Origin of the sequence: Roseburia hominis, assembly GCA_040702975.1 — a bacterium.
In the GTDB taxonomy this organism is placed as follows: domain Bacteria; phylum Bacillota; class Clostridia; order Lachnospirales; family Lachnospiraceae; genus Allocoprococcus; species Allocoprococcus hominis_A.
In genome coordinates, this window is record CP159990.1 from 396,345 (window position 1) to 418,232 (window position 21,888).

Genomic DNA, 21,888 nt, shown 5'->3' on the forward strand with positions numbered 1-21,888 from the left:
GATGTGGAATGGATTTGACGGGATAGAGTAGCCTATTTTTAAAATATACAGAGCTTTCATAAACAACAGAAAGCAATGTTTTATCTTTAGCAATAAGAAAATATAGAATAGAAAACGAGGTGTCGTGGATTTGCGACACCTCGTTTTGATGTTGCTATGCATACCTGAAATAAGGTCCAATGGGCCTTATTTTAGTTTGGAAAATCTGTAAAATGTAAAATTTTTACAAAGAAAGTAAAAATAATCATAATCGACTTTAAACCAATAAATAAAAAAGTATTATTTAGAAAAAAAAGAGTCAAAAGGGTCGATGTTCTTTAAAATAAAGACATTTTATAATTGTAATATAATCAACAGAAGTGGGTTTTTTTATCATTTTTTAAAGGAGGGGCTGAAAAATTTGAAGTTTCAGCCGCGGAAGCAGCGGCAATTCGGACAACCCGTGCAACTATTGTTGGGATGGGAGAAGGCGCAAGGGAGGCGCTGCCGGATCTTTTCCTGCAAAGTGCAGGGGAATTGTCCATTGCAACAATATATAAAACTTCTGAGGAAGGAACAAAAAGGAGGATTTTAGACATGAGGGAACGTGGAAAAGCGGTTCTGAGCCTGCTGCTAAGTGCGGCAATGAGCCTGAGTGCGGTAATGCCTACAGCGGCTGCACCTGCACAAAACGACTCGGGTCTGAACCCGCTTGTAGCGGTGATCGAAAAGGTGAATTCGGGAACGACATTGAACCTGACAGAAGAGGGCGCCCTCGACTGGGTTCATATTGCGGGACAAGATAAGGTCACCCGCAAAAGCGGAGATACCCACCTGATCGAATGGGAGAACCTGGACCCGGACAGCGCTCTGACAACGGCAAATGATTCGGCTATGGGATACACCTGGACCGACGGTGATTCTGAGGCGGAAAAGACAGGATACACTTATGCAGGTGTATTTAACTATCGGGGAATCGGAACCGGTACTGTGGACAAAGACGCGGGATACCGGATCACGATTCCGGAGGCAGATGAAACCCGTACATTGACATTCGTTTCCGGTATCTGGAATGCATCAGCAGAGATCGGTATTGCAGTCAATAACGAGGAAACTCCGGTATATACGACGGAGTTAAAAGCAGGCGGATCTGCACAAATGAATAAGTATACGGTAACCGTCCGCCCGGGAAATGAAGTTACCGTTACGACGAAAATCAAAGAAAAAGCACATAACGACGGAAATCTTTCACTTGGCGGAATTGCGCTGAAGACAGCGGAGCCTTCACCGATCGCGGTAACCGTTCAGGATGTCACTGCACTGCCAAAGCTGAACCTGACGGAGCGGGGAGATCTGGACTGGATCCATTTCGAAGGTGATGGCCAGACAACCACCCGTAAAAAGGACGTTGAGCCTCAGATTACTTACGATAAATTAAGTGATGATGAGATATCAACGATGAATGATGCGAAGGTAGCATATACCTGGACAGACGGAACTCCGGTGGAATCTGCGGAAAATAATACGACAGGAGCCGTGTTCACATACAAGAACGGCAGTGTGGAGTCTATTGGCCAGGAAATCACAGAACCGGCCGGATATGAATTAAAGGTAGCGCCGTCAGATCAGGACAGAGAGCTTGTATTTGTATCCGGTGTTTGGAATGCAGACGCTGCAATTTCCATTAAACTGGATGGAGAAGATGTTCCGGTATATGAGAATAACGAGTTGACAGCAGGTGGAAATGCTGTGAATAAAGTGTATACCGTTTCTCTTGCGGCAAATAAAGGAATGACTGTTACAGGTCAGATCAAGAAGAAGAGTAACGAATGGGGTAACTTCAATCTTCAGGCTGCAGCCCTGTCATCAGAACAGACCCTGAGCAATTACAAAGCGCTTCTTCAGGAAAAGGTAAATGAGGCAAACAGACTCAACCTTGCAGATTATGAAGAGTTTTATGTAAATCAGCTTGAGGCTGAGATCGCAAATGCAGAAAGTCTTCTTGCAGGCGGCGGTACAAATGCAGAGTATTATACAGCGCTTTTGTTTTTGACACAGGCATATGAAAGCTGTCTGAAAGCAGAGACGAAAGGATCTTATCTGTATGATACGAACGGAGGTCTGACATCTTCTTTCGGTTGGGAAGGGGACAAGCATGCACCGATCGCTTACATTGACGGAAGCTATAAGCTGAGAGATAATGGAAACAGAATGGTTACTTTCGGCGTAAAGGATATTCCGGGCAAGGTGAAATGGTACAATGCAGAAGGATATCTTCCGTGCTTCGTAAGTGAATATTCCAAAGATGGAATGGATTACAAGATCGAGAACTTTGCAAACAAGCATACCATTGATGGAAATGATTATGAAATCGCATATTCAAGAATGACGGTAACGAATAATTCAGAAGAGGATAGAAGCCTCCCAAGGGTATCCGCTGATCTCGTTCCGCTCAATGATGCGGCTGAAAATGCAAACAAAGTAGCGGTAGGTGAGACTGTCGTAAGAGATTACGCAATCGGAGCCGATCGTTTCGGCGGAACCTATGAGTATCCGGAAAGTGCAAAGATTGCCGGGCAGGGCGGATTTGACGAGAACTACGATTCCATGAAGAAGTACTGGAACGATCGCCTGGCACCGCTGACTGTTCTTGATCTTCCGGATGAACAGCTTGTAAACGCTTATAAGGCCGGATTTATTTACACACTGATCATTCGTGACGATGTGGACGGCAAGAAAGAACTTCATGTCGGTGAGAACGGATATGATATCATGTTCGATCATGATACGATCGGTATCGTGGCATCACTTCTTACAGAAGGAGATTTCACATATGCGAAAGAGTATCTTGCAACACTTCCGGCACAGCTTCAGTATGATGATGCAAAATGGAAATATAGCTGGCCGTACGCAGTTTATCTGAGCAAAACCGGCGATTATGATTTTATCAGTGAAAAATTTGATACGATTAAAACACATACACACAATGTAGAGACAGACAGAATTGACGGAGGAGAAGGTATCATCAAGCAGACGGACGCCATCGATTCCCATGGATATTGGCTTATCGACAACTGGGCTGCTCTGGCCGGACTTAGCACATATCAGTATCTGTGCGATGAAATGTATGAGAAATACGGCGACTCCAAATATCAGACAGAGTCTGAGTGGGCGCAGGCAGAATATGATTCTCTTCTTAAAGTAGTTGAGGATACGCAGAGAGAGATGCGTGAAAAAAATAATTATCCGTATCTTTCCATCAACATGAATTTGACAACAGAAAACAGTGCGCGTGGCGATGTGCGCGACGGAAACTGGGCGTCCATGTTCCTGTTCGGACGTTGGGGATGGGATGGATATCTCTTCGGAGCCGAGCAGGAAGGCAGTGAGATGATCGACCTCATTGACGATACATATACACACGGATTTGAGCGTCGTGAGGCAGTAAGCGATACGATTTATAACTTTGGCGGCTATCCGCACGGATATTACAGTAGTGCTTATAATGCGGGATACGGAAGTACGGCACTTAGAGGCGAGCAGTATCGCGATTCAGGTATCAAAGCATATCAGTTTATGATTCAGAATGCAATGAGCGGCCCGTTCGGATGGTGGGAAGGCGTTGATTACCCAAGTGACAGCTCACCGTGGGATATCGATCATGCAAGAGGTGGCGGCGGTTCCTGCCAGCATATGTGGGGACAGTCCACAGCATCAAAAGTGCTGATTGATTCTCTTATTGCGGAGAAAGTAAACGATAAGATCATTATCGGACGTGGCGTTCCCAAGGAGTGGATCACGGCAGACCAGACATTCTCTGTTTCAAATCATGTAGTTGAACAGGGCAAGAAGGTAGGATATTCCATCAGCACATCATCAGATGGAAGTAAAGTGACGATCGAATTTACAGGAGATACAACTAAACTTCCATACAGTGTGGAACTGATCAGCTTTAAGAATAATATCGCTTCTGTAAGCGGCGATCTTGAGTTCGATCAGGAGGCGGGAATCGTGACTGTTCCGGCAGGAACAAAATCTGTTACCGTCACTCTGAAATCTGAATATGATCCTGATGCAGCAGCAGAGTTAGAAAAAGCAGACAAGAGACTGAAAGCTGCCATTGCGGATGCAGACGAAAAAGATGCATCTGATTATACAAAGTCAAGCTATGATGCGATGGCGCAGGCAGCAGAAGAAGGAAAAGCTCTGCTTGAGGATGAGACAAGAACAGCAGATACAGTCAATGCTTCAGCAGAAAAGATTGAGGAGGCTGTACAGAATCTTGTACCTGTTTATGTGGACTATAACGTGGTAGATACATCAGGCGGAAAAGAAGGCAAGTCGTACCGTGTGGGGCAGCAGAATGATCAGTATATGAGATATCAGACATTCTTCGCAAACCATACAGGCCAGCTTGAAAAGATTCAGGTAAAGGTAGGAAAAGAAGGACAGAACGTCAGCAATCTGATCGTGAAGGTTTACTCTCTTCAGGATGATCATATGAATCTCGATCAGGAACTGGCTTCGGTAACGATACCGGTAGAAGAGGCAGACGGAATCGTAAGTGCAGTATTTGCAGAGGCACCTGTTTTAACAGAGGGAGAGGCCTATGCAGTATTGCTTGCACAGGAAACGCCGGATAATGATTCTGTTTACATATGGTCACATGTAGAAAATACGGATCCGAGTATTTACTCCGTAAAAGTTTCCAATAATGACGGAAATATTACTTATACAGATGAGACAAAAGGAATTGGAACAGCATGGTTCAGAGCAGTGATTGCAAATTACAGCAAGAGAAATCTGGAAGAATTAGTAGAAAATGCTGAAAATCTGGATACGGATGTATGTACGGAAGAAAGCTTAGCAGCTTTGGAGGAAGCTTTGGAAGAGGCAGAAGCTGTCCTGGCGAACAAAGATGTTGATAGGGATACTGTTGTAAAGGCAGAGGAAGACCTGAAGGCTGCTATTGACGGAATGAAAAAGAAAGCGGATCTTTCTGCTCTGGAAGCTCTCATTGAGGAGTGTAAGGAACTTGATCTGAGCAAGTATACAGAGGAAAGCGTAGATACATTTACCGCAGTACTTGACGAGGCAGAAAAGCTGGCAGCAGACAAAAATCTGACAGCAGAAGATCAGGCCCGTATAGAGGAAATGTACGAGAAGCTGTCTCAGGCCAAGAAGGATCTTGTATTTATCGAAGTTCATGAGCATAAGGCTGTTAAAGTCGAAGCGAAAGAAGCTAATTGTACAGAAGATGGAAATATCGAATACTGGTATTGCAAGGACTGTGGAAAGTATTTCGCAGATAAAGACTGTACGGAAGAAATCAATTTTGTTGATACTGTGATCGAAGCAAAGGGTCATGAGTGGGAAGATGATTACACGATTGATAAAGAACCGACTGCGACAGAAGAAGGAAAGAAGTCTATTCACTGTAAGCATTGCGATGCGGTCAAGGATGAGACGACTATTCCGGCTAAAGGCGGAAAACCAGGTCCTTCTCAAAACACAGGTAACAACAATAACAATAATACCAATAATGGAAATAGTAGCAATAGCAGCAGTCATAGCGGAACTGTGAAGACAGGCGATACGGCAGCGCTGACGATTGCTTTGGCAACAATAGGAATGCTGTTGTCATTGGGTACAGTCATTGTTATACTGATAAAAAAGAGAAAAAGAATTCGCTAATATGTAAAGACCGGATATTATAAAACGGTAGTGACATAGCAAAAGCAGCGGTGCGATCTGAAGATCGTGCCGCTGTCTTGATGATGAAATGCTTTATGTTATAGCTTATCATTGTTGCGGTTTGGCTTATTCTGGGATAATCTGGTTAAAAATGGGCAAAAAATACCGGCAGGCAAAATTGCACAATGTCAGATTTGGATAGTATCAATGTCGCACAGGGTTATTGTTCATATCAGCCGTAGGTTTTATAGTAAACATAACAGCAGATATTACTTATGGCAGAAAGAAATTTCAAGATTCCGTTTGCAATATACTGCTGAAAAGAAACCAGGAGGTCGGATTTTATGGCATCATACAGTATCATGGAGCATTTTGAAGTTCATAAAAATAATAGATTCCTTCAGATAGCAGAATCGCTTAAACCGGAATTACACCATAAAACGGTGTATGCCGATTATGAAATCAAATTAAATAAGGACAGCCAGACGCGGACCGTTGTAACACAAAAAGCACCGATCAGTACATTATATGGAAAGCATTTGAGAAGAGATGATAAAATTTTTGCAGATTTTGGCGATCATGTAGTTGGATATGTAACGCTGAAACTGAGTTCGTCTGGCAGCCATCAGGATGCACCGGCATATATTTACCTGAAGTTTGGCGAGACGCTGGAAGAAATGACAGATAATATGGAAGATTATGACGGCTGGCTGAGCAAGGGATGGATTCAGGAGGAATATATCCATATCGATGAGCTTCCGGCAGTTGTAAGGCTTCCGCGCAGATATGCTTTTCGATATATGGAATTGAAGGTCATTGATACATCGGCAAAATATAAAATTTGTATAGACGAGATAAGCTGTGATACTGTGTCCGCGGTAGAAATGAGTGATGCACGGGACATTGATTTTGGAGATCCTCTTTTAAATCAAATTGACTATGTAGGAAGAAAAACATTGAAAGAATGTATGCAGGATGTATTTGAAGATGGTCCGAAAAGGGATCGCCGCATGTGGCTGGGGGATCTGAGACTGCAGGCCAGGGCCAATTACTATACATTTAAGGATTATAGCCTTGTTAAGCGGTGTCTTTATATTTTTGCAGGGCTATTATTTAATGAAGGAAAAGTAAGTGCATGTGTTTTTACAAAACCGACGATGGAGCCGGATGATACCTATTTGATGGACTATGCGTTGTTCTTTGGCTGTATTCTTTTAGATTATTTTGAGGCAACAAAAGATAGGGAGACTTTGGAGGATTTATACGAGATTGCCGTGGATCAGATACGTATTGTCGCCGGGCAGTTAAGCGAGAAGAATGTTTTGCCGGATGCCGGAGATGAGTTTGCCTGTTTTCTGGATTGGGGAGACGGTTTAAACAAGCAGGCAGGAGCGACGGCAGTATTGATTTACTGCATTCGTTATAGTATCCGTCTTGCAAGACTCATGGACAGGCAGGATGATATCATCTGGCTGGAAGAGAAAGAACAGCTGCTGAAAAAGGCCGCTATACAGGAATTCTGGGATGAAGAACAGGGATTGTTCGTCAGCGGAGAAGAGCGGCAGGTATCATGGGTTACGCAAATCTGGATGATCCTTGCACGGGTATTTGACAAGGAAAGCAGTCGCAGATTCATTCATCATGTGATAGAAGCGGGTCCGCGCATCAGCATGGTAACGCCATATATGTATCATCATTATATTGACGCTTTGATACGTTGTGATGAGAAGGTCCAGGTGTGCGTCGGGATGAGATAAATATAAAGCTTTGAAAAACAGTTCATCTGCATTTAAGGGTACTGAAAAATGATTTTCCGGCAACATATTGTCCACTTCCATTCTGTTTCGTATGATTTATAAATTATTATACATGAAATTGGAAATGGAGGAAAGCGGAGTTTAATAAAATGTCAGATTTGGATAGTATAAATGTCCGGGCGGGGTATAGATAAGAATGAACAATAATTTTATACTGAATATAAGGAAAGGAGATTATAAATATGGCGGTGAAGGTTGCGAAAATATTTCAATCAGGAATGGTTTTACAGCGGGAAATGCCGGTAAGGGTATGGGGATATGGAAAACCTGATGAAAAAATCAAAGTAAGCATACAGGGAGAATGTGCAGAAACATTAGTGGAAGCTGACGGCAGATGGAGTTTGGAGCTTCCGCCTCTTGCAGAGTCATCACGGGAAACGATGGTCATAGTTTGTGAAACCGATCAAATGGAACTCAAAGATATAGCGGTCGGTGAGGTTTTTGTGGCAGCAGGACAATCCAATATGGAGTTCTGGCTGAAGTATGAGAAACACTATCAGGAAATCCTGCCATCTTATGAAAACCAAAATATTCGGTTTTATGACATGCCCAAGCTGGCATATGACGGTCAGGAAAAAGATTTTGATTATCATAAAGTGGGGATTTGGAGAAAGGCGTCAAAAGAAAATCTGGCATATTTTTCTGCGGTAGGTTTCTATTTTGCAAAGAAGCTGGAAAAAGATCTGTCTGTTCCGATTGGCATTATCGGGTGTAATTGGGGCGGGACGAAATCCTTGGCCTGGATGAGGGAAGATCATGCACGTGAGATTCAGAAAGAACAGACAGAGGATTTTGAGATAAAGTTAAATGGCCGAAACTATGGGGAATTTTGCAGAACGTGCGGAAATAATCCAATGAATGACACGGGAAACAGTACATGGAATCCATTTAATGAATTTATTTTGCCCCAAACGCCCTCGATGGATGAAATCATGGACTTTCTCCGTAGTGATCAAAAGATGGGATCGGTGATGGAAGCGGCAAAGCCGCAGGATGCGCCGGGTATGTTGTATCGTCATATGGTGCAGAGACTTGCTCCATATACAGTTCGCGCTATCTTGTGGTATCAGGGGGAAAGTGACGACGAGATAGACGGGACGCAGAAGAATTATAAGAAAGCTTTGGATACGATAAAAAGAGACTGGCGGGATGCATGGGAGAATCCGGCATTGCCATTTTTCATTGTACAGCTTCCCGGATTTTATTCCTGGTTCGGCTGCGATATTCTTGCAGATGCGCCAAGGCTTGCGGGAATAAAAAGAGAAGGGAGAAAATTAACATTAATATTTGAGAATGCGGAGGGCGGATTGTTTGTAGAGGGGGACAAAGTAGAGGCGTTTTCAGTAACCTCGGGGGAAGATGAGATAGCTTACACAGAGATGATAGCAGGAGAGACTATCATTTTAAATCTGCCCAGTGACAGGTATGATAGGCTGACAGTTCAATTTGCGTGTGATGGCTGGTATCGTGTGAACCTCTATAATCAGGCAGGTATTCCTGCGATTCCATTTAAAAGAACTTGTTAGAAATGTCAGCTTATATTTATCCTTGCTCCTTTATTTTTGTACGGATATGCCACAGTTTCCCTTTTTCATTGATACGACGACTGTATTCGCCCTGCAGGTCTCCTGTGAGTGGTTCGGGTTTTCCGATACCCTCCATACAGCCATTGCGTTCAATATCTTTAATGAGCTGGTTGATGCGTTTTAATGTTTTTTTATCCTGTGTCTGCCAGTAGAGGTAATCTTCCCAGGCATCATCAGACCATATTTTTTCACTCATCCGCCACCTCGATCAGCTCATGCGCGGTGCCCTTCCCTGCTTTCAATTCCTGTACGGATTTTCTGACATAAGCCATGTTGGTTTCGGAGAAAAATGGATCAGGAGCCTGTGTAATTTCAAATGGGATACGGTTCTCGCGTAAAACTGCTTTCACAAAGAGATTAATTGCGGTAGAAGTATTCAGGCCGACATTGGAGCAGAATGTATCAAAGCTAGCCTTGTCTTTTTCGTCCACTCTTGCGGTTAAAGTAGCCAGTGCCATATAAAATCTCCTTTCGTGTTCGATATGTATTCATTGTACCAAGTCGCTAACGCGACGGCTAGCCCTAAGTACGTGATTCCACTACTTTTTCTTGAAAATTTCATTTTTCTCAAAATAAAAGTAGCAGTTTTTTTATATTTGTTTTATTGTTGAATCACCACAAGACAACCTAAAACAATACAAGAAAACTGCTATGCTTAGTTTATCATGGATTTTTAAACTCAACAACTACTTATCTTATTTTTTTATTCGTCCACCGCCTTCTTGCGTGAGGAATACATTACTTTTCATTTCATCACAAAGGAGTTTTTTATCATGGACAAATATTTCAATACTTTTCGGGAAATGATTTCCCTTCGCGGTCTTACTGACCATACCTTATCTGCTTACTGTACCTACATTCGCGCTTACCTGGACTATCTTGAATGCTTTCTTCATAAACAGCCTGAAGAAGTGACATGGTCAGAACTGCGTGATTTTGTCAGATGGCTTTCATATAGCAGAAACCTGTCTGACCGCACCATTAACTGTGCGATTTCCCAGCTCCGTTTTTTTACCATGTATGTTCTTCATAAGCCCTGGGATGCTACCCACCTCCCCCTACGTAAGTTCGACACTTATATCCCGTTTGTCCCTACAAGAGAAGAAATCTCTGGTTATTTTTCCGACATCCCTGATATAAAAGAAAAAACCATGCTTGTTCTCATGTATTCTTCCGGGCTTCGTCTCGGTGAAGTCTGTTCCCTCCGTTATGAGGATATCGACCGCAAACAGATGAGGATCTTTATCCGGCATGCAAAGAACCGTTCTTCCAGGTACGCTATCCTTTCAAAGTATGCCCTGGATTTACTTACTGCTTATTGGTTCCAATGTGGAAAACCCAAAAACTGGCTTTTCCCTGCGAACCGAAAGGAAAATGCACCCTATAGCTCTACTAGTTTCTCTAATAAATTTGTGCAATACCGCAAAACTTTTCGTTGGAATGAGAAACTCACCTGCCACTCGTTTCGCCATGCTTTTGGCACCCATCTTTATGAAAATGGCACTGACCTGCTCACAATCAAAGAGCTCCTTGGACATAAATCACTGTTATCCACCACTATTTATGTCCATCTTGCCAGTAATGGGGTACAGGCGGCACTTAGTCCTTTTGACCAGTTTGGAGGTGCTCTTGTTGACAAACAGTAAAATTTCCCAAATCTGGCACTATTCCTATGAAAATTTTTCTGCCTTACATCACCAGTCCGGTGTTCAGGAAAAGACTTCTCATGCCATCCTTAACTGTAAAACCGGAAAACTCGGCTGTAACATCAGCCAATGTACAGTCTGTGGACATACGCAAGTCCACCACAATTCCTGCCGGAATCGGAACTGCCCCAACTGCCAGGCTGTACGAATGGAAATCTGGGCAGATAAGCGGAGAGCAGAGGTCATTGACACCCCTTACTTTCATGTGGTGTTCACACTCCCACATGAACTGAACTCCCTGATCTACTGTAATCAGAAACTCCTGTACAATCTTCTGCACAGATGTTCCGCCGAAACACTTCTGGAATTATCCCAAAATCAGAGGTATCTCGGAGCAACGCCCGGCATTATTCAGGTTCTTCACACGTGGAACCAGGAACTGGATTATCATGTGCACATGCATTGTATCGTATCCGGAGGCGGTCTGACTGCTGATCAAAAGATCCGGAAATCCAAAGGGATTTTTTTTATTCCCGTTAAAGTGCTTCGCGATAAATTCAAAGGAAAATATCTTGCCCATCTAGAGAATTATTATCGGAACAGAATGCTGTCCTTTTCCTCTTCCTGTAAAGAACTCCAGAACTCTTACTGTTGGAAAGAATGGAAAAACAATCTATATGAAAAAGACTGGTGTCCTTACATCAAAGAGACGTTCAATGGTTTTGGGAATGCAATCGAATATCTGGGACGATATACCCATAAGATTGCTATTTCCAACAGCAGGATTCTCTCTGTCACACAATCAGAAACCACTTTTTCGGCACGTGGAATAAAACCCGGTGACCCTAAACGGGAAATCACTCTTCCGAACACAGAATTCATCCGAAGATTTCTGATGCATGTACTTCCATCAGGATTCCAAAAAATCCGTTACTATGGTTTCCTAAATAACCGTATGAAATCAAAAAATCTGAAATTGATTTTCAAACTACAAGGATACCAGAAATTCAAGCGACAATATACAGATTTATCTATAGCAGAACTGTTAAAGGCTGTCTGGAATTATGATATCCGTGTCTGTCCGGAATGTGGCTGTGCGAGTATGGAACAACTCGGAAGGACATATGCAAAACCAAGCTAAACAGCAGTTCCATTCATACTGTTTTTTCAAGACCTCCCAACGGAAGGTCTGCGAAGCATGCCCAAAAAAATTTTTTCGGCCGGTTTTTCCATTGATTTCTTACAGTTTTATCCGAAATCTGGAATTTTTATCAAATGAGGGAAAATACTATCCCCATATCATTTCAGGCTAAACGTCCGCGAATTGGTACAATTGAGAAGAATCACATTCAGAGCAGTTCTTGTTTATTCCGAACTGCTCTTTTTGTCTGCTCAGAATCTGATACTTCTCTAAAGAATTATATCATTATTGTATGCGCAGAGCAAGCGTATGTATTATAAAAAGAAGAATATTTTTTGACGAATGTAAAAACATATGTCAGATTTAGACAATCCCGATGTCGGGATCAATGTTTTTATTTCAATCTATCCTGCTGTATACCTGATTCCAAGGTGAAGTAAAGGTTTTTTAAATCAACCAGACCGGTACATACCAGTTTTTTTCGTCAACGGGCAACAAATCGCTTGCCAGACAAACAACACTGCCGGTTCCGATTTCGACCTTTAATGATTCCAGATTTCCGAATGTTTCAGCCTTGCTGATTGGGGTCAAAACATGGAAATTTTTAATTGCAGCTTTGCCAGGCGAAGCTGCTTTTTTAATTTCTATTGGGGAAATAATCCCGTTCTGATAAATCAGCAGGTCAATCTCTTTCTGGTCTTTATCTCTGTAATAGAAGATAGGAGGCTCTTTTCCGGCGTTGAGATAACTTTTATAGATCTCTGAGAACACATAGGTTTCAAAGAAAGCTCCGGACATTGCTCCTTTTTCTAATGCTTCAGGGTTCCCCCATTTCAAAAGGTAGGCTGCCAGGCCGGTGTCTACAAAATGAAGAAGCGGCATTTTTACAACTCGTTTCAGTGCATTGTTATGATAAGGCGGTATAAGCGCAATGATATGGGAAGATACTAAAATGGACAGCCATTTTTTTGCCGTTGGGGCCGATATGCCGGCAGCATTTGCCAGTTCTTCATATACAACCGGTTTGGAAGTATGCGCCGCTACAATCGTCATGAAATTATAAAACTGCATTTCATCAGAGACTTGTGCCAAATCACGAATATCGCGCTGCAGGTACGTATCTACATAGGAACGATAATAGGTCTCCCAATCAACATTTTCATCGGCATAAAGTTCCGGCATGGAGCCTTTGAAAATGCGCCTATATATTTCGTTCAGTCCGCGCGCGTTTGTGACGGACAGTCGATTCATGAGGCGATGGGGGTCTGTGGAAAATGGTTCATTTGGCGCCTGGTAAATCTCTGCATCGGACAGGCCCATCAAATTTACAATGCCAGCACGCCCAGCAAGGCTTTCGCTGACGTTTTGCATCAGGCGAAATACTTGAGAGCCTGTGATCCAGAATTCTCCTTTGCGTTTTGAGCGGTCGACACTCATTTTGATGTAAGGAAGCAGCTCTGTTGCGTATTGAATCTCATCGATGAGCACCGGAGGAGTGTACCTTTGCAGAAATAAGGCAGGGTCATGTTTCGCAAGGTATCTCACATCGGGATCGTCTAAAGTTACGTATTTGCGTTCTATGCCAAGCGCCTTCTGTTCTTCCGCCAGTTTTTGCAGTAGGGTAGTCTTTCCAACCTGTCTGGGGCCTGTTACCAAAAGAATAGGAAACATTTTTGAAATTCGCGTGATTGTATCTTCAGCAGCTCTTTTAATATATGGCATGAAAATCTCTCCTCTCAGGGTTAGTATATGTTGTTTAAGATAAAATAACTGTCTAATCAAAAGTATGATTTTATTATAGCCTCAAAATGTGTGTTTGTAAACGCTGATTTAGTTGTACATTATGTCAGATTTAGACAATCCCGATGTCGGGATCGGTTATTGTTGAAAATGCCGCTGAAATTTACAATAAATATATAAAGAATAGGGCATTAGAAAGGGGAAAAAGTTTCTAATACCTTCTTATTTCATAGGAAAGGGAAAGACCATGAAAATAGAGAAGATTAAAATCAACGGAATGAAAAACCCAGTTGGATTTTCTTTTGACAACCTCCGCTGTGCGTGGGTGGTCGCTGATACAACAGCTAAAAAAACAGTGAACGTAAAGATTGACGTATCTGAGGACAAGGATTTTGAGAATGTTCTTTTTTCAAGGGAAGGAGCAGAACTGAATTCTGCCTGTGAAGTACTGGCTGTACCTTTAAAGCCCCGTACCAGATATTATGTCCGCGTTGCGGTAACCGGCGATAATAAGGAAAGAGCCGCAAGCACAGCGTATTTTGAGACGGCAAAGATGGAAGAGACATGGCTTGGAAAATGGATAAAGCCGAAGAAAGAGGACAAATTTCACCCGGTGTTTGAGAAAGAATTTTCTGCGAAAGAAGATTTGATTAAGGCCAGATTATACATTTCCGGTCTGGGGCTTTACGCTGCAAGGCTGAATGGAAAGAAAGTAAGCGGGGAGATATTAACGCCATATTATAGCGATTATCGTACAGAGGTTCAGTATCAGACCTATGATATCACGGGTATGATCAAGGCAGAAAACAGGATACGGGTCGAGCTGGGAAATGGCTGGTATAAAGGTTACTTTGGACTGGCGGGAACGGATAAAAATTTTGGCGATGAGTTCCAGATGATCGCAGAGATTCATCTTTGCTATGCCGATGGTACGGAAGAAATCGTTGCTTCTGATGAAAGCTGGTTTTATTTCGGGTCTGATACTGAGGAGAGCGATATCTATAATGGAGAAATTGTGAATCGCTGTGTTTGGGAAGGAAAAGAGAATCCCAAAAGGAAACCGATTCCCGGAGGGATTGCTCCGGCCGTCCTGGCAGCGCGTTATAGTCTGCCGGTCATAGAGCATGAGGATATGCCGGTGAAAGAGGTCATTCATACGCCGGCGGGAGAAACGGTGTTAGACTTTGGGCAGAACTTTGCCGGATATGTTACCTTTCATTCTAATCTGAAAAAGGGCACAAAAGTGGTTCTGGATTTTGGCGAGATTCTTCAAAAGGGTAATTTCTATAATGCAAATTACCGTCGTGCAAAAGCACAGTTCACCTATATTTCTGATGGACAGGAGGAATTGGTAAAACCACAGTTTACTTATTTTGGTTTCCGCTATGTCCGGGTGACAGGGTGGGAGGGAGAAGTCGACCCTTATGCTTTTGTGGCGAAGGCCCTTTATTCTGATATGGAGATTACCGGGCATATCGAAACCGGACGGGAAAACGTAAACAAGTTGTTTTCTAATGTGATGTGGGGGCAGAAGTCCAACAGCATCGATTTTCCTACGGATTGTCCCCAGCGGGATGAACGTCTGGGCTGGACGGGAGAAGCGCAGATTTTTGCCGGAACGGCCTGTTATAACATGGATACGGCCGCATTTTACAATAAATTTATTCACGATTTGCGGGTGGAACAGGAGAAGCTGGACGGAATTATGCCGGGCGTCATTCCGGTGTTCGACCCTGCCGGAGCTGCCTTTGCTGCGGTCTGGGGAGATATAGCGACCTTTTTGCCAACCGTCGTTTATGAACATTATGGTGATAAGAAGGCCCTGGAAAATTATTATCCTATGATGAAAGACTGGGTGGATAAGATCACAAAAGAAGATAAGGCCAGAGGGCAGCGTTATCTCTTTGATTACGGGAATCAGATGGGAGACTGGCTGGGTCTGGATGGACGGACTAAGCAGAGCATGAAGGGTGGAACGGACGATTATTTTATCGGCTCATGCTATTATGCCATGTCCACGAAAATGGTTGCAGATGCCGCACGCACTCTGAATTATTCGGAAGACGCAGTATATTATGACGAACTTTATCGGCACATTTATGAGGCTGTTCTGAGGGAGTATTTTACGGAAAGCGGAAGGCTTAGCATTGACACGCAGAGGGGTTATCTTGTGGCGTTATACTCCGGTATTTACAGAGATAAGGACAGGGTTGTGAAGGGGCTGAAGGAGCGGCTTTATAAGGATTGCTACAAGATGAAGGGAGGCTTTGTCGGTTCTCCTATTATGTGCAAGGTAATGGCGGACAACAATCTGGAGGAAGAGGCATTCTACTTCCTCTTACAGAAAGGCTATCCCGGCTGGATGCATTGTATCGATCTGGGAGCGACCACCATTTGGGAGCGCTGGAATTCCGTGCTTGATGATGGCACGATGAGCGGCACGATGATGAATTCCCTGAACCATTATGCCTATGGTTCTGTTGTGGAGTTTCTTTATAAAAACGTTGCCGGTATCCGTGCGCTGGAGCCGGGATTTAAAAAGGTGCAGATTTCGCCGCTTATTAACCAGAAGCTGAAATATGTGAAAGTTTCTTATGATTCCGTTTATGGAACGTATCGGGTGGAATGGAAGATCAAAAAGGATGGACGGGTTCATGTAACGATAGAGGTTCCTTTCGGCTGCACGGCGCTGGTGGGCTTTCCGTTCTATCCCGGCGAAGCGACCGGTGAGCTGACTGCAGGCGTTTATGAATTTGAATATAAGCCTACGGAGGATCTGCGCTGCAGGTACACAAAGAAGACGCTCTTTAAGGAAATGGTGCAGGATGAGAAGGCTATGGAAATTATTGAACGGGTATCCCCGATGCTCGCAGCATTTCCTGTCGTCCGGGGATGAGGAGTTTCTGCATGAGAGTCTGAACACCTTACAGGGAATGTTTTTCCTTGGTTTTTCACCGGAAATGATTCAAAATCTGACGGATGAATTGACCAAAATATATGAGGAGGGTGGATTTTAAAATGAAGCGGCAAAACAATAGAGTGAGCTACTTTCGGGAGGTTTGCATATGAACTATTATACAAGTGAAAAAGTGACAGACCACATTACCGCCGTCAGGAGTCTGTCCGGAGAAATCATGTATCTTGTGGAGGGAGAGCAAAAGGCGGTACTTATTGATACCTGCGTTGGCGTAGGACATCTCAGACAGTTTGTAGAGAAACTGACGGATAAGCAGATTACGGTATTACTTTCCCACGGGCATATTGATCATGCGATGGGAGCACCTGAGTTTGAACGGGTATATATGAACCGGAAGGATATTCCGCTTTACCAGAGCCAGTGTGCGGTGGAAGAACGAAAGGGATACGTTGCTGCGGGTATTGGTCCGGAAGCGGCAGCTGGGATATCTGAGGAAGAATATGTATCTGCCAGACCGGATTATACGTTCAGGAAACTGGAAGATGGAATGATATTTGACCTGGGCGGAGTTCATGTTGAGGCGCATGAATTCGAAGGCCACACAAAGGGCTGTATGATTTTTGCGGTCAGGGAAGAGAGAGTGCTGATTTTGGGAGATGCCTGCAATAATGCGACCTTTTTATTTGACGATATTTGCAGTACGGTTGCAGAGTATAGGCAGCAGGTGAACCGGGTGAAAAATCTTCTTGTCGGGAAATATGACAGAGTGTTTCTTATGCATCACGTGATGGAAGCGCCGCCCTCGATTTTTGATGAAATGTCGGAGGTGTGCGATGTGATTCTTGCAGGGCAGGCCGATAACATTCCCTTTGATTTTATGGGGAAAAAGGCTTATATTGCGAAAGCGACAAATGAGCGGTTTGAACGGGAAGATGGAAAATTTGCTAATTTGATATATAATCCTGAAAAAGTAAGATAACTGAGGTGAAAATTATGTTTCCAGAAAATTTTTTATGGGGCGGTGCAGTTGCCGCCAATCAGTGCGAAGGCGCATATAAGGAAGATGGCAAGGGCTTATCCATTCAGGATGTAATGCCGCACGGTATCAAGGGCCCGAGGACCAAGTGCCCGACAGAAGATAATATGAAGCTGGTCGGAATTGATTTCTATCATCATTATAAAGAGGACATTCGGCTTTTGGCGGAGATGGGATTCAAGGTATTTCGCCTGTCCATTGCATGGAGCAGAATTTTCCCGAGAGGCGATGAGAAAGAGCCGAATGAAAGGGGGCTGGCTTTTTACGACCAGGTATTTGATGAATGCCATAAGTATGGCATCGAGCCGCTTGTGACGATTTCTCATTATGAGACGCCGCTATACTTGGCAGAGCATTATGACGGGTGGAGAAACAGGGCGTTGATTGGGTTTTATGAAAATTATGTGCGCACGATTTTTACCCGGTATAAAGATAAGGTGAAATATTGGCTGACTTTTAATGAGATTAATTCGATACTGAATTCTCCTTTTATGAGCGGTGGAATCAACACGCCGAAGGAGGAACTCTCAGAATCGGATCTGTATCAGGCGATACATCATGAACTGGTGGCGTCTGCACTGGCAACAAAAATCGGGCATGAGATCAATCCTGATTTTAAGATTGGCTGTATGATCCTTAGCATGCCGATCTATCCGCTGTCACCGGATCCGGCAGATGTGATCAGGGCAATGGAGGAGAACCATCAGAATTCTATGTTTACAGATATTCATGTAAGGGGAGAGTATCCGGGGTACATGAAGCGGTACTTAAAAGAGCATGGAATTAAGGTTACATTTGCCGATGGCGACAGAGAGATCTTGAAGAATACGGTAGACTTTATTTCTTTTAGTTACTATGTAAGTGTCTGCGCCACTGCTGATCCGGAAAAAAATATCCGTGGGGAAGGAAATCTGCTGGGCGGCGTACCGAATCCTTATCTTGAAGCATCAGAGTGGGGGTGGCAGATTGATCCAAGAGGTCTTCGATATATTTGCAATGAACTTTGGGACAGATACCAAAAGCCGCTGTTCGTGGTGGAAAATGGTCTGGGAGCGGTTGACCGGTTTGTAATGAATGAGGCAGGCGAATGGACGGTAAATGATGATTATCGGATTGACTATATAAAAAATCATCTGCTGTAGCTTGAGGAAGCGATTGAAGATGGAGTGGATGTGATGGGATACACTGCATGGGGCTGTATCGATCTTGTCAGCGCATCATCTGCAGAACTAGGGAAGCGTTATGGTTTCATTTACGTTGACCGAAATGATGATGGCAGTGGAACTCTTAAGAGATATAGGAAAAAGAGTTTTTACTGGTATAAAGATGTCATTGCATCGAATGGCACATCTCTTCACGAAAGGGAGGATTGACTATGAAGTATCTAAGCATTGATGTAGGCGGTACTTTCACTAAATTTGCACTGATGGATGAAGAATGTAATTTTTACGAAAAGGATAAGGTGCCGACCAGGAAAGACAAGCTGGAAGAGTTTGTGGATATGCTGGTAGAATTATATGACCGGTATGCTGATATGGTGGATGGAATTGCCATTTGTGCACCGGGTATGATTGATAGTGAAACGGGATTTATGTATAACGGCGGCTCTATTTTTTGCATAAAGAACATTAATATTGTCGAAATACTGGAGAAACGCTTACATGTTCCGGTCACAATAGAGAATGATGCAAGATGCGCGGCTTTGGCGGAGGTATGGAGAGGGGCACTTTCGGACTGTAAGAATTCCATGGCACTGATCATTGGCACAGCAGTTGGGGGAGCAGTCATTGTAGACAGAAAAGTTTTGAAAGGCAAGAACTTTATGGCAGGGGAATTTAGTTATTTGTTTACAGATGAAAGCCGATATCAGGAAAAAACACAGCTATTGGCAGAAACCGGTGGGGTACCGGGACTGATTCGTCTGGTTTCCGCTAAGAAAGGGGTACCTGTGGAGGAATTAGACGGAGAAAAAATCTTTTCTCTTGCAAATCAGGGAGACGAAGAGACGACCAGGTGCCTGAAAATTTTCTGCAGGCATCTTGCCATTTGGATCAGCAATTATCAGTTTATTGTAGATCCTGAGCGAATTGCCCTTGGCGGAGGAATCAGCGTACAGCCGATTTTTCTGGAAATGATCAAAGAAGAACTGAAAAAACTTAACACGGTATTTCCCTATTCTATGCCGATTCCGGAGGTAGTGACCTGTAAGTTTTTCAATGATTCCAATTTGATCGGTGCATTATATGTGCATTTGAAATCTAAAGAAGAAAAGATCGATGTGGATAAGGTGAAGGAGTTTCTCAGTTATATGGGAGATAGAAGAGAAGGCAGATACTTAAAAGAATTTTTTATGTCGTAAGCGTTAAAAGACCTTTTGACGTTTTATTATAATATGGAGGTTAAGAAGATGGAAAGAAAATATCCGAATTTATGCAGGCCGATAACAATTGGAAGAACAACATTTCGTAACCGTATGTTTTCCGCACCGATGGGAGGGACCGATATCACAAATGATGGCTGTATCGGACCGAAATCTACAGCATTTTATGAGCTTAGAGGTCCAAAGCAGATGGAAGAAATTATTGCAAGCGGAAAAGCAGATGTTGTCTATATGGCAAGAGCTCTTCTTGCAGATCCGTTTCTTCCGAGAAAAGTTATGGAAAACCGTGATGAGGAGATCGTAAAATGCCTGCGCTGCTTTACCTGTATGGCGGAACGGGTAGCTACCTCGACCAGAAGATGTACGGTAAATCCGCTTATTGGACGGGAGATAGAGGGCGATGAGGTGGTTCCATCTCCGGTGAAGAAAAAAGTGCTTGTGGCAGGAGGAGGTCCGGGAGGACTGTATGCAGCTTATACGGCGGCAAGACGCGGTCATCAGGTGATACTCTGCGAAAAAGAAGAGGAGCTTGGAGGAATTCTGAAGAGCGAACAGGCCCTGCCTTTCAAACATGAGATGTATGAACTGGCAGGAACGTATGCGCTGCTGGCTAAGAAGGCCGGTGTAGAGATCCGGACATCTGTAGAAGTTACACCGGAATATGTGGAAAAGGAAGCACCGGATGCTCTGATTATTGCAGTTGGTTCAAAGCCCCTGATTCCGCCGATTAAAGGCTTAGACGGAGACAATGTAGTTGTAGTAAATAATTACTATCTGGAAAAAGAAAAGGTCGGAGATGATGTGGTTGTATTTGGCGGAGGACTTGCAGGGTGCGAGTGTGCGATTCATTTCGGAATGGAAGGTAAGAAGGTCCATCTGGTAGAAATGCGGGAAGAGCTTGCACCGGATGCAAATGTACGCCATCGTCCTTTGCTGCTAAAAGAAATTGATAAGTATGTAACGGTACATACGGGATATCGTGGGCTGGAAGTTACAAAGGAGGGTGTTCTGTGTGAAGATACAGAGAAGAATCAGGTGTTGGTACCGGGTACTACAGTGATCTGTGCTCTGGGGCAGCGCTCCAGAACAAAGGTGGTAGAAAGCCTTAGGGGCAGTGCTCCGTATGTGGCGGTGATTGGAGATGCGTCCAGGGTGTCTACAATTACGAATGCCGTATACTGGGGGTATCATGCGGCGTTGGATATATAATGATTAAAAATCACTTCGAATCAGACACTTCGAATCAGAATGACGAGGGCTTACGGCTTGAAAGATTAGAAGGTTTATGCTAATATGGTGGTACGAAAAGGAAAGTAGGTGGAGATATTGACGGTGAGAGTACAACAACACCAGGAAGATTTACAGCGTTTGCGTGATTTGCGTCCGATTGATGATGATTTCATGCGTTGTCTCTTTAAAGATAATATTCCACTTGCTGAATTTGTGTTGCGCATCATCATAGATAAACAGGATTTAATTATCACTAACTGCGAAACACAGAAAGACATGAAAAGACTGGCTGGTGCACGCTCTATCTGTTTAGACGCATATGGAACAGATTCAACCGGGAAAAGATACGATTTGGAAGTCCAAAGGCAGGATAAGGGAACATATCCTATATGTGAATGGCGAATACCGTGGAGAATCCGATTTAGGGAAACTCATGCACGATTTTAATTGCACTAAGGCAGACGATATGAATTTTGAACTGATGGCTGCCCGAACACGGTATCTGAAAGAGAATCCGAAAGGAGTGAGTGAAATGTGCCGTATCATGGAAGATATGAGAAATGAATCTATGAAAGAAGGTATTCAGGAAGAAAAGAAAATGACAGTATTTCGAATGTTGGAGGCCGGGAAGTATGTACTTGAAGAAATTGCAAGTATTTCTGGGCTTACTCTTGATGAGGTGAAAAAATTGAAAGCAGAACGAACAGTATAAGTAAACTACA

Annotated in this window: 12 protein-coding genes and 2 pseudogenes; 11 read left to right on the forward strand and 3 right to left on the reverse strand. The window is 43.4% G+C overall.

Annotated features, from left to right (window positions below; all coding sequences use genetic code 11):
• The first annotated feature begins 576 nt into the window (after window positions 1-576).
• The 3 genes from ABXS75_01800 (at window position 577) to ABXS75_01810 (ending at window position 9,016) form a co-directional block, all read left to right on the forward strand.
• Window positions 577-5,673 carry a hypothetical protein gene (locus ABXS75_01800; GenBank protein ID XCP85562.1) on the forward strand — a complete coding sequence of 1,699 codons (5,097 nt, stop codon included), beginning with the start codon at window positions 577-579 and terminating at the stop codon, window positions 5,671-5,673.
• Window positions 5,674-6,017: 344 nt separating this feature from the next.
• The gene (locus ABXS75_01805; GenBank protein ID XCP85563.1) at window positions 6,018-7,430 is read left to right on the forward strand and encodes a hypothetical protein; all 1,413 of its coding nucleotides are present in this window, start codon (window positions 6,018-6,020) and stop codon (window positions 7,428-7,430) included.
• Window positions 7,431-7,672: 242 nt separating this feature from the next.
• The gene (locus ABXS75_01810; GenBank protein ID XCP85564.1) at window positions 7,673-9,016 is read left to right on the forward strand and encodes a sialate O-acetylesterase; all 1,344 of its coding nucleotides are present in this window, start codon (window positions 7,673-7,675) and stop codon (window positions 9,014-9,016) included.
• Window positions 9,017-9,032: 16 nt separating this feature from the next.
• On the opposite strand, the gene ABXS75_01815 is transcribed toward ABXS75_01810, so the two are convergent.
• Both ABXS75_01815 and ABXS75_01820 read right to left on the reverse strand, forming a co-directional pair.
• Window positions 9,033-9,272 carry a Txe/YoeB family addiction module toxin gene (locus ABXS75_01815; GenBank protein ID XCP85565.1) on the reverse strand — a complete coding sequence of 80 codons (240 nt, stop codon included), beginning with the start codon at window positions 9,270-9,272 and terminating at the stop codon, window positions 9,033-9,035.
• Entirely contained in the window at window positions 9,265-9,534 is a 270-nt protein-coding gene (locus ABXS75_01820; protein XCP85566.1) for a type II toxin-antitoxin system RelB/DinJ family antitoxin, read from the reverse strand. The genes ABXS75_01815 and ABXS75_01820 overlap by 8 nt, the downstream gene beginning before the upstream one ends.
• Window positions 9,535-9,849: 315 nt before the next feature.
• On the opposite strand from ABXS75_01820, the gene ABXS75_01825 reads away from it, so the two are divergent.
• Together ABXS75_01825 and ABXS75_01830 are read left to right on the forward strand one after the other, a co-directional pair.
• Window positions 9,850-10,722: a tyrosine-type recombinase/integrase gene (locus ABXS75_01825; protein XCP85567.1), complete on the forward strand. Its 873-nt coding sequence runs from the start codon at window positions 9,850-9,852 to the stop codon at window positions 10,720-10,722.
• The gene (locus tag ABXS75_01830) at window positions 10,658-11,863 is read left to right on the forward strand and encodes an IS91 family transposase (GenBank protein ID XCP85568.1); all 1,206 of its coding nucleotides are present in this window, start codon (window positions 10,658-10,660) and stop codon (window positions 11,861-11,863) included. Before ABXS75_01825 ends, ABXS75_01830 begins: the two co-directional genes overlap by 65 nt.
• Window positions 11,864-12,310: 447 nt before the next feature.
• Here ABXS75_01830 and ABXS75_01835 read toward each other — a convergent pair whose 3' ends face one another.
• A complete protein-coding gene (locus ABXS75_01835) occupies window positions 12,311-13,585 on the reverse strand; it encodes an ATP-binding protein (GenBank protein XCP85569.1) in 1,275 nt (424 codons plus the stop codon).
• A gap of 265 nt (window positions 13,586-13,850) precedes the next feature.
• Here ABXS75_01835 and ABXS75_01840 point away from each other — a divergent pair, with 265 nt between their 5' ends.
• From ABXS75_01840 to ABXS75_01865, 6 genes and pseudogenes are all read left to right on the forward strand, one after another.
• Window positions 13,851-16,499 carry a family 78 glycoside hydrolase catalytic domain gene (locus ABXS75_01840; protein XCP85570.1) on the forward strand — a complete coding sequence of 883 codons (2,649 nt, stop codon included), beginning with the start codon at window positions 13,851-13,853 and terminating at the stop codon, window positions 16,497-16,499.
• Between the two features lie 169 nt (window positions 16,500-16,668).
• The gene (locus ABXS75_01845) at window positions 16,669-17,499 is read left to right on the forward strand and encodes an MBL fold metallo-hydrolase (protein ID XCP85571.1); all 831 of its coding nucleotides are present in this window, start codon (window positions 16,669-16,671) and stop codon (window positions 17,497-17,499) included.
• A gap of 14 nt (window positions 17,500-17,513) precedes the next feature.
• Window positions 17,514-18,929, forward strand: a pseudogene (locus ABXS75_01850) (glycoside hydrolase family 1 protein).
• A gap of 2 nt (window positions 18,930-18,931) precedes the next feature.
• Window positions 18,932-19,915 (forward strand): ROK family protein, encoded by a 984-nt coding sequence (locus ABXS75_01855; GenBank protein ID XCP85572.1) that lies wholly within the window; start codon window positions 18,932-18,934, stop codon window positions 19,913-19,915.
• 48 nt (window positions 19,916-19,963) lie between these two features.
• Complete coding sequence (locus ABXS75_01860; protein XCP85573.1) at window positions 19,964-21,145, forward strand: FAD-dependent oxidoreductase; 1,182 nt, start codon at window positions 19,964-19,966, stop codon at window positions 21,143-21,145.
• A gap of 114 nt (window positions 21,146-21,259) precedes the next feature.
• Window positions 21,260-21,878, forward strand: a pseudogene (locus tag ABXS75_01865) (hypothetical protein).
• Window positions 21,879-21,888 lie beyond the last annotated feature (10 nt).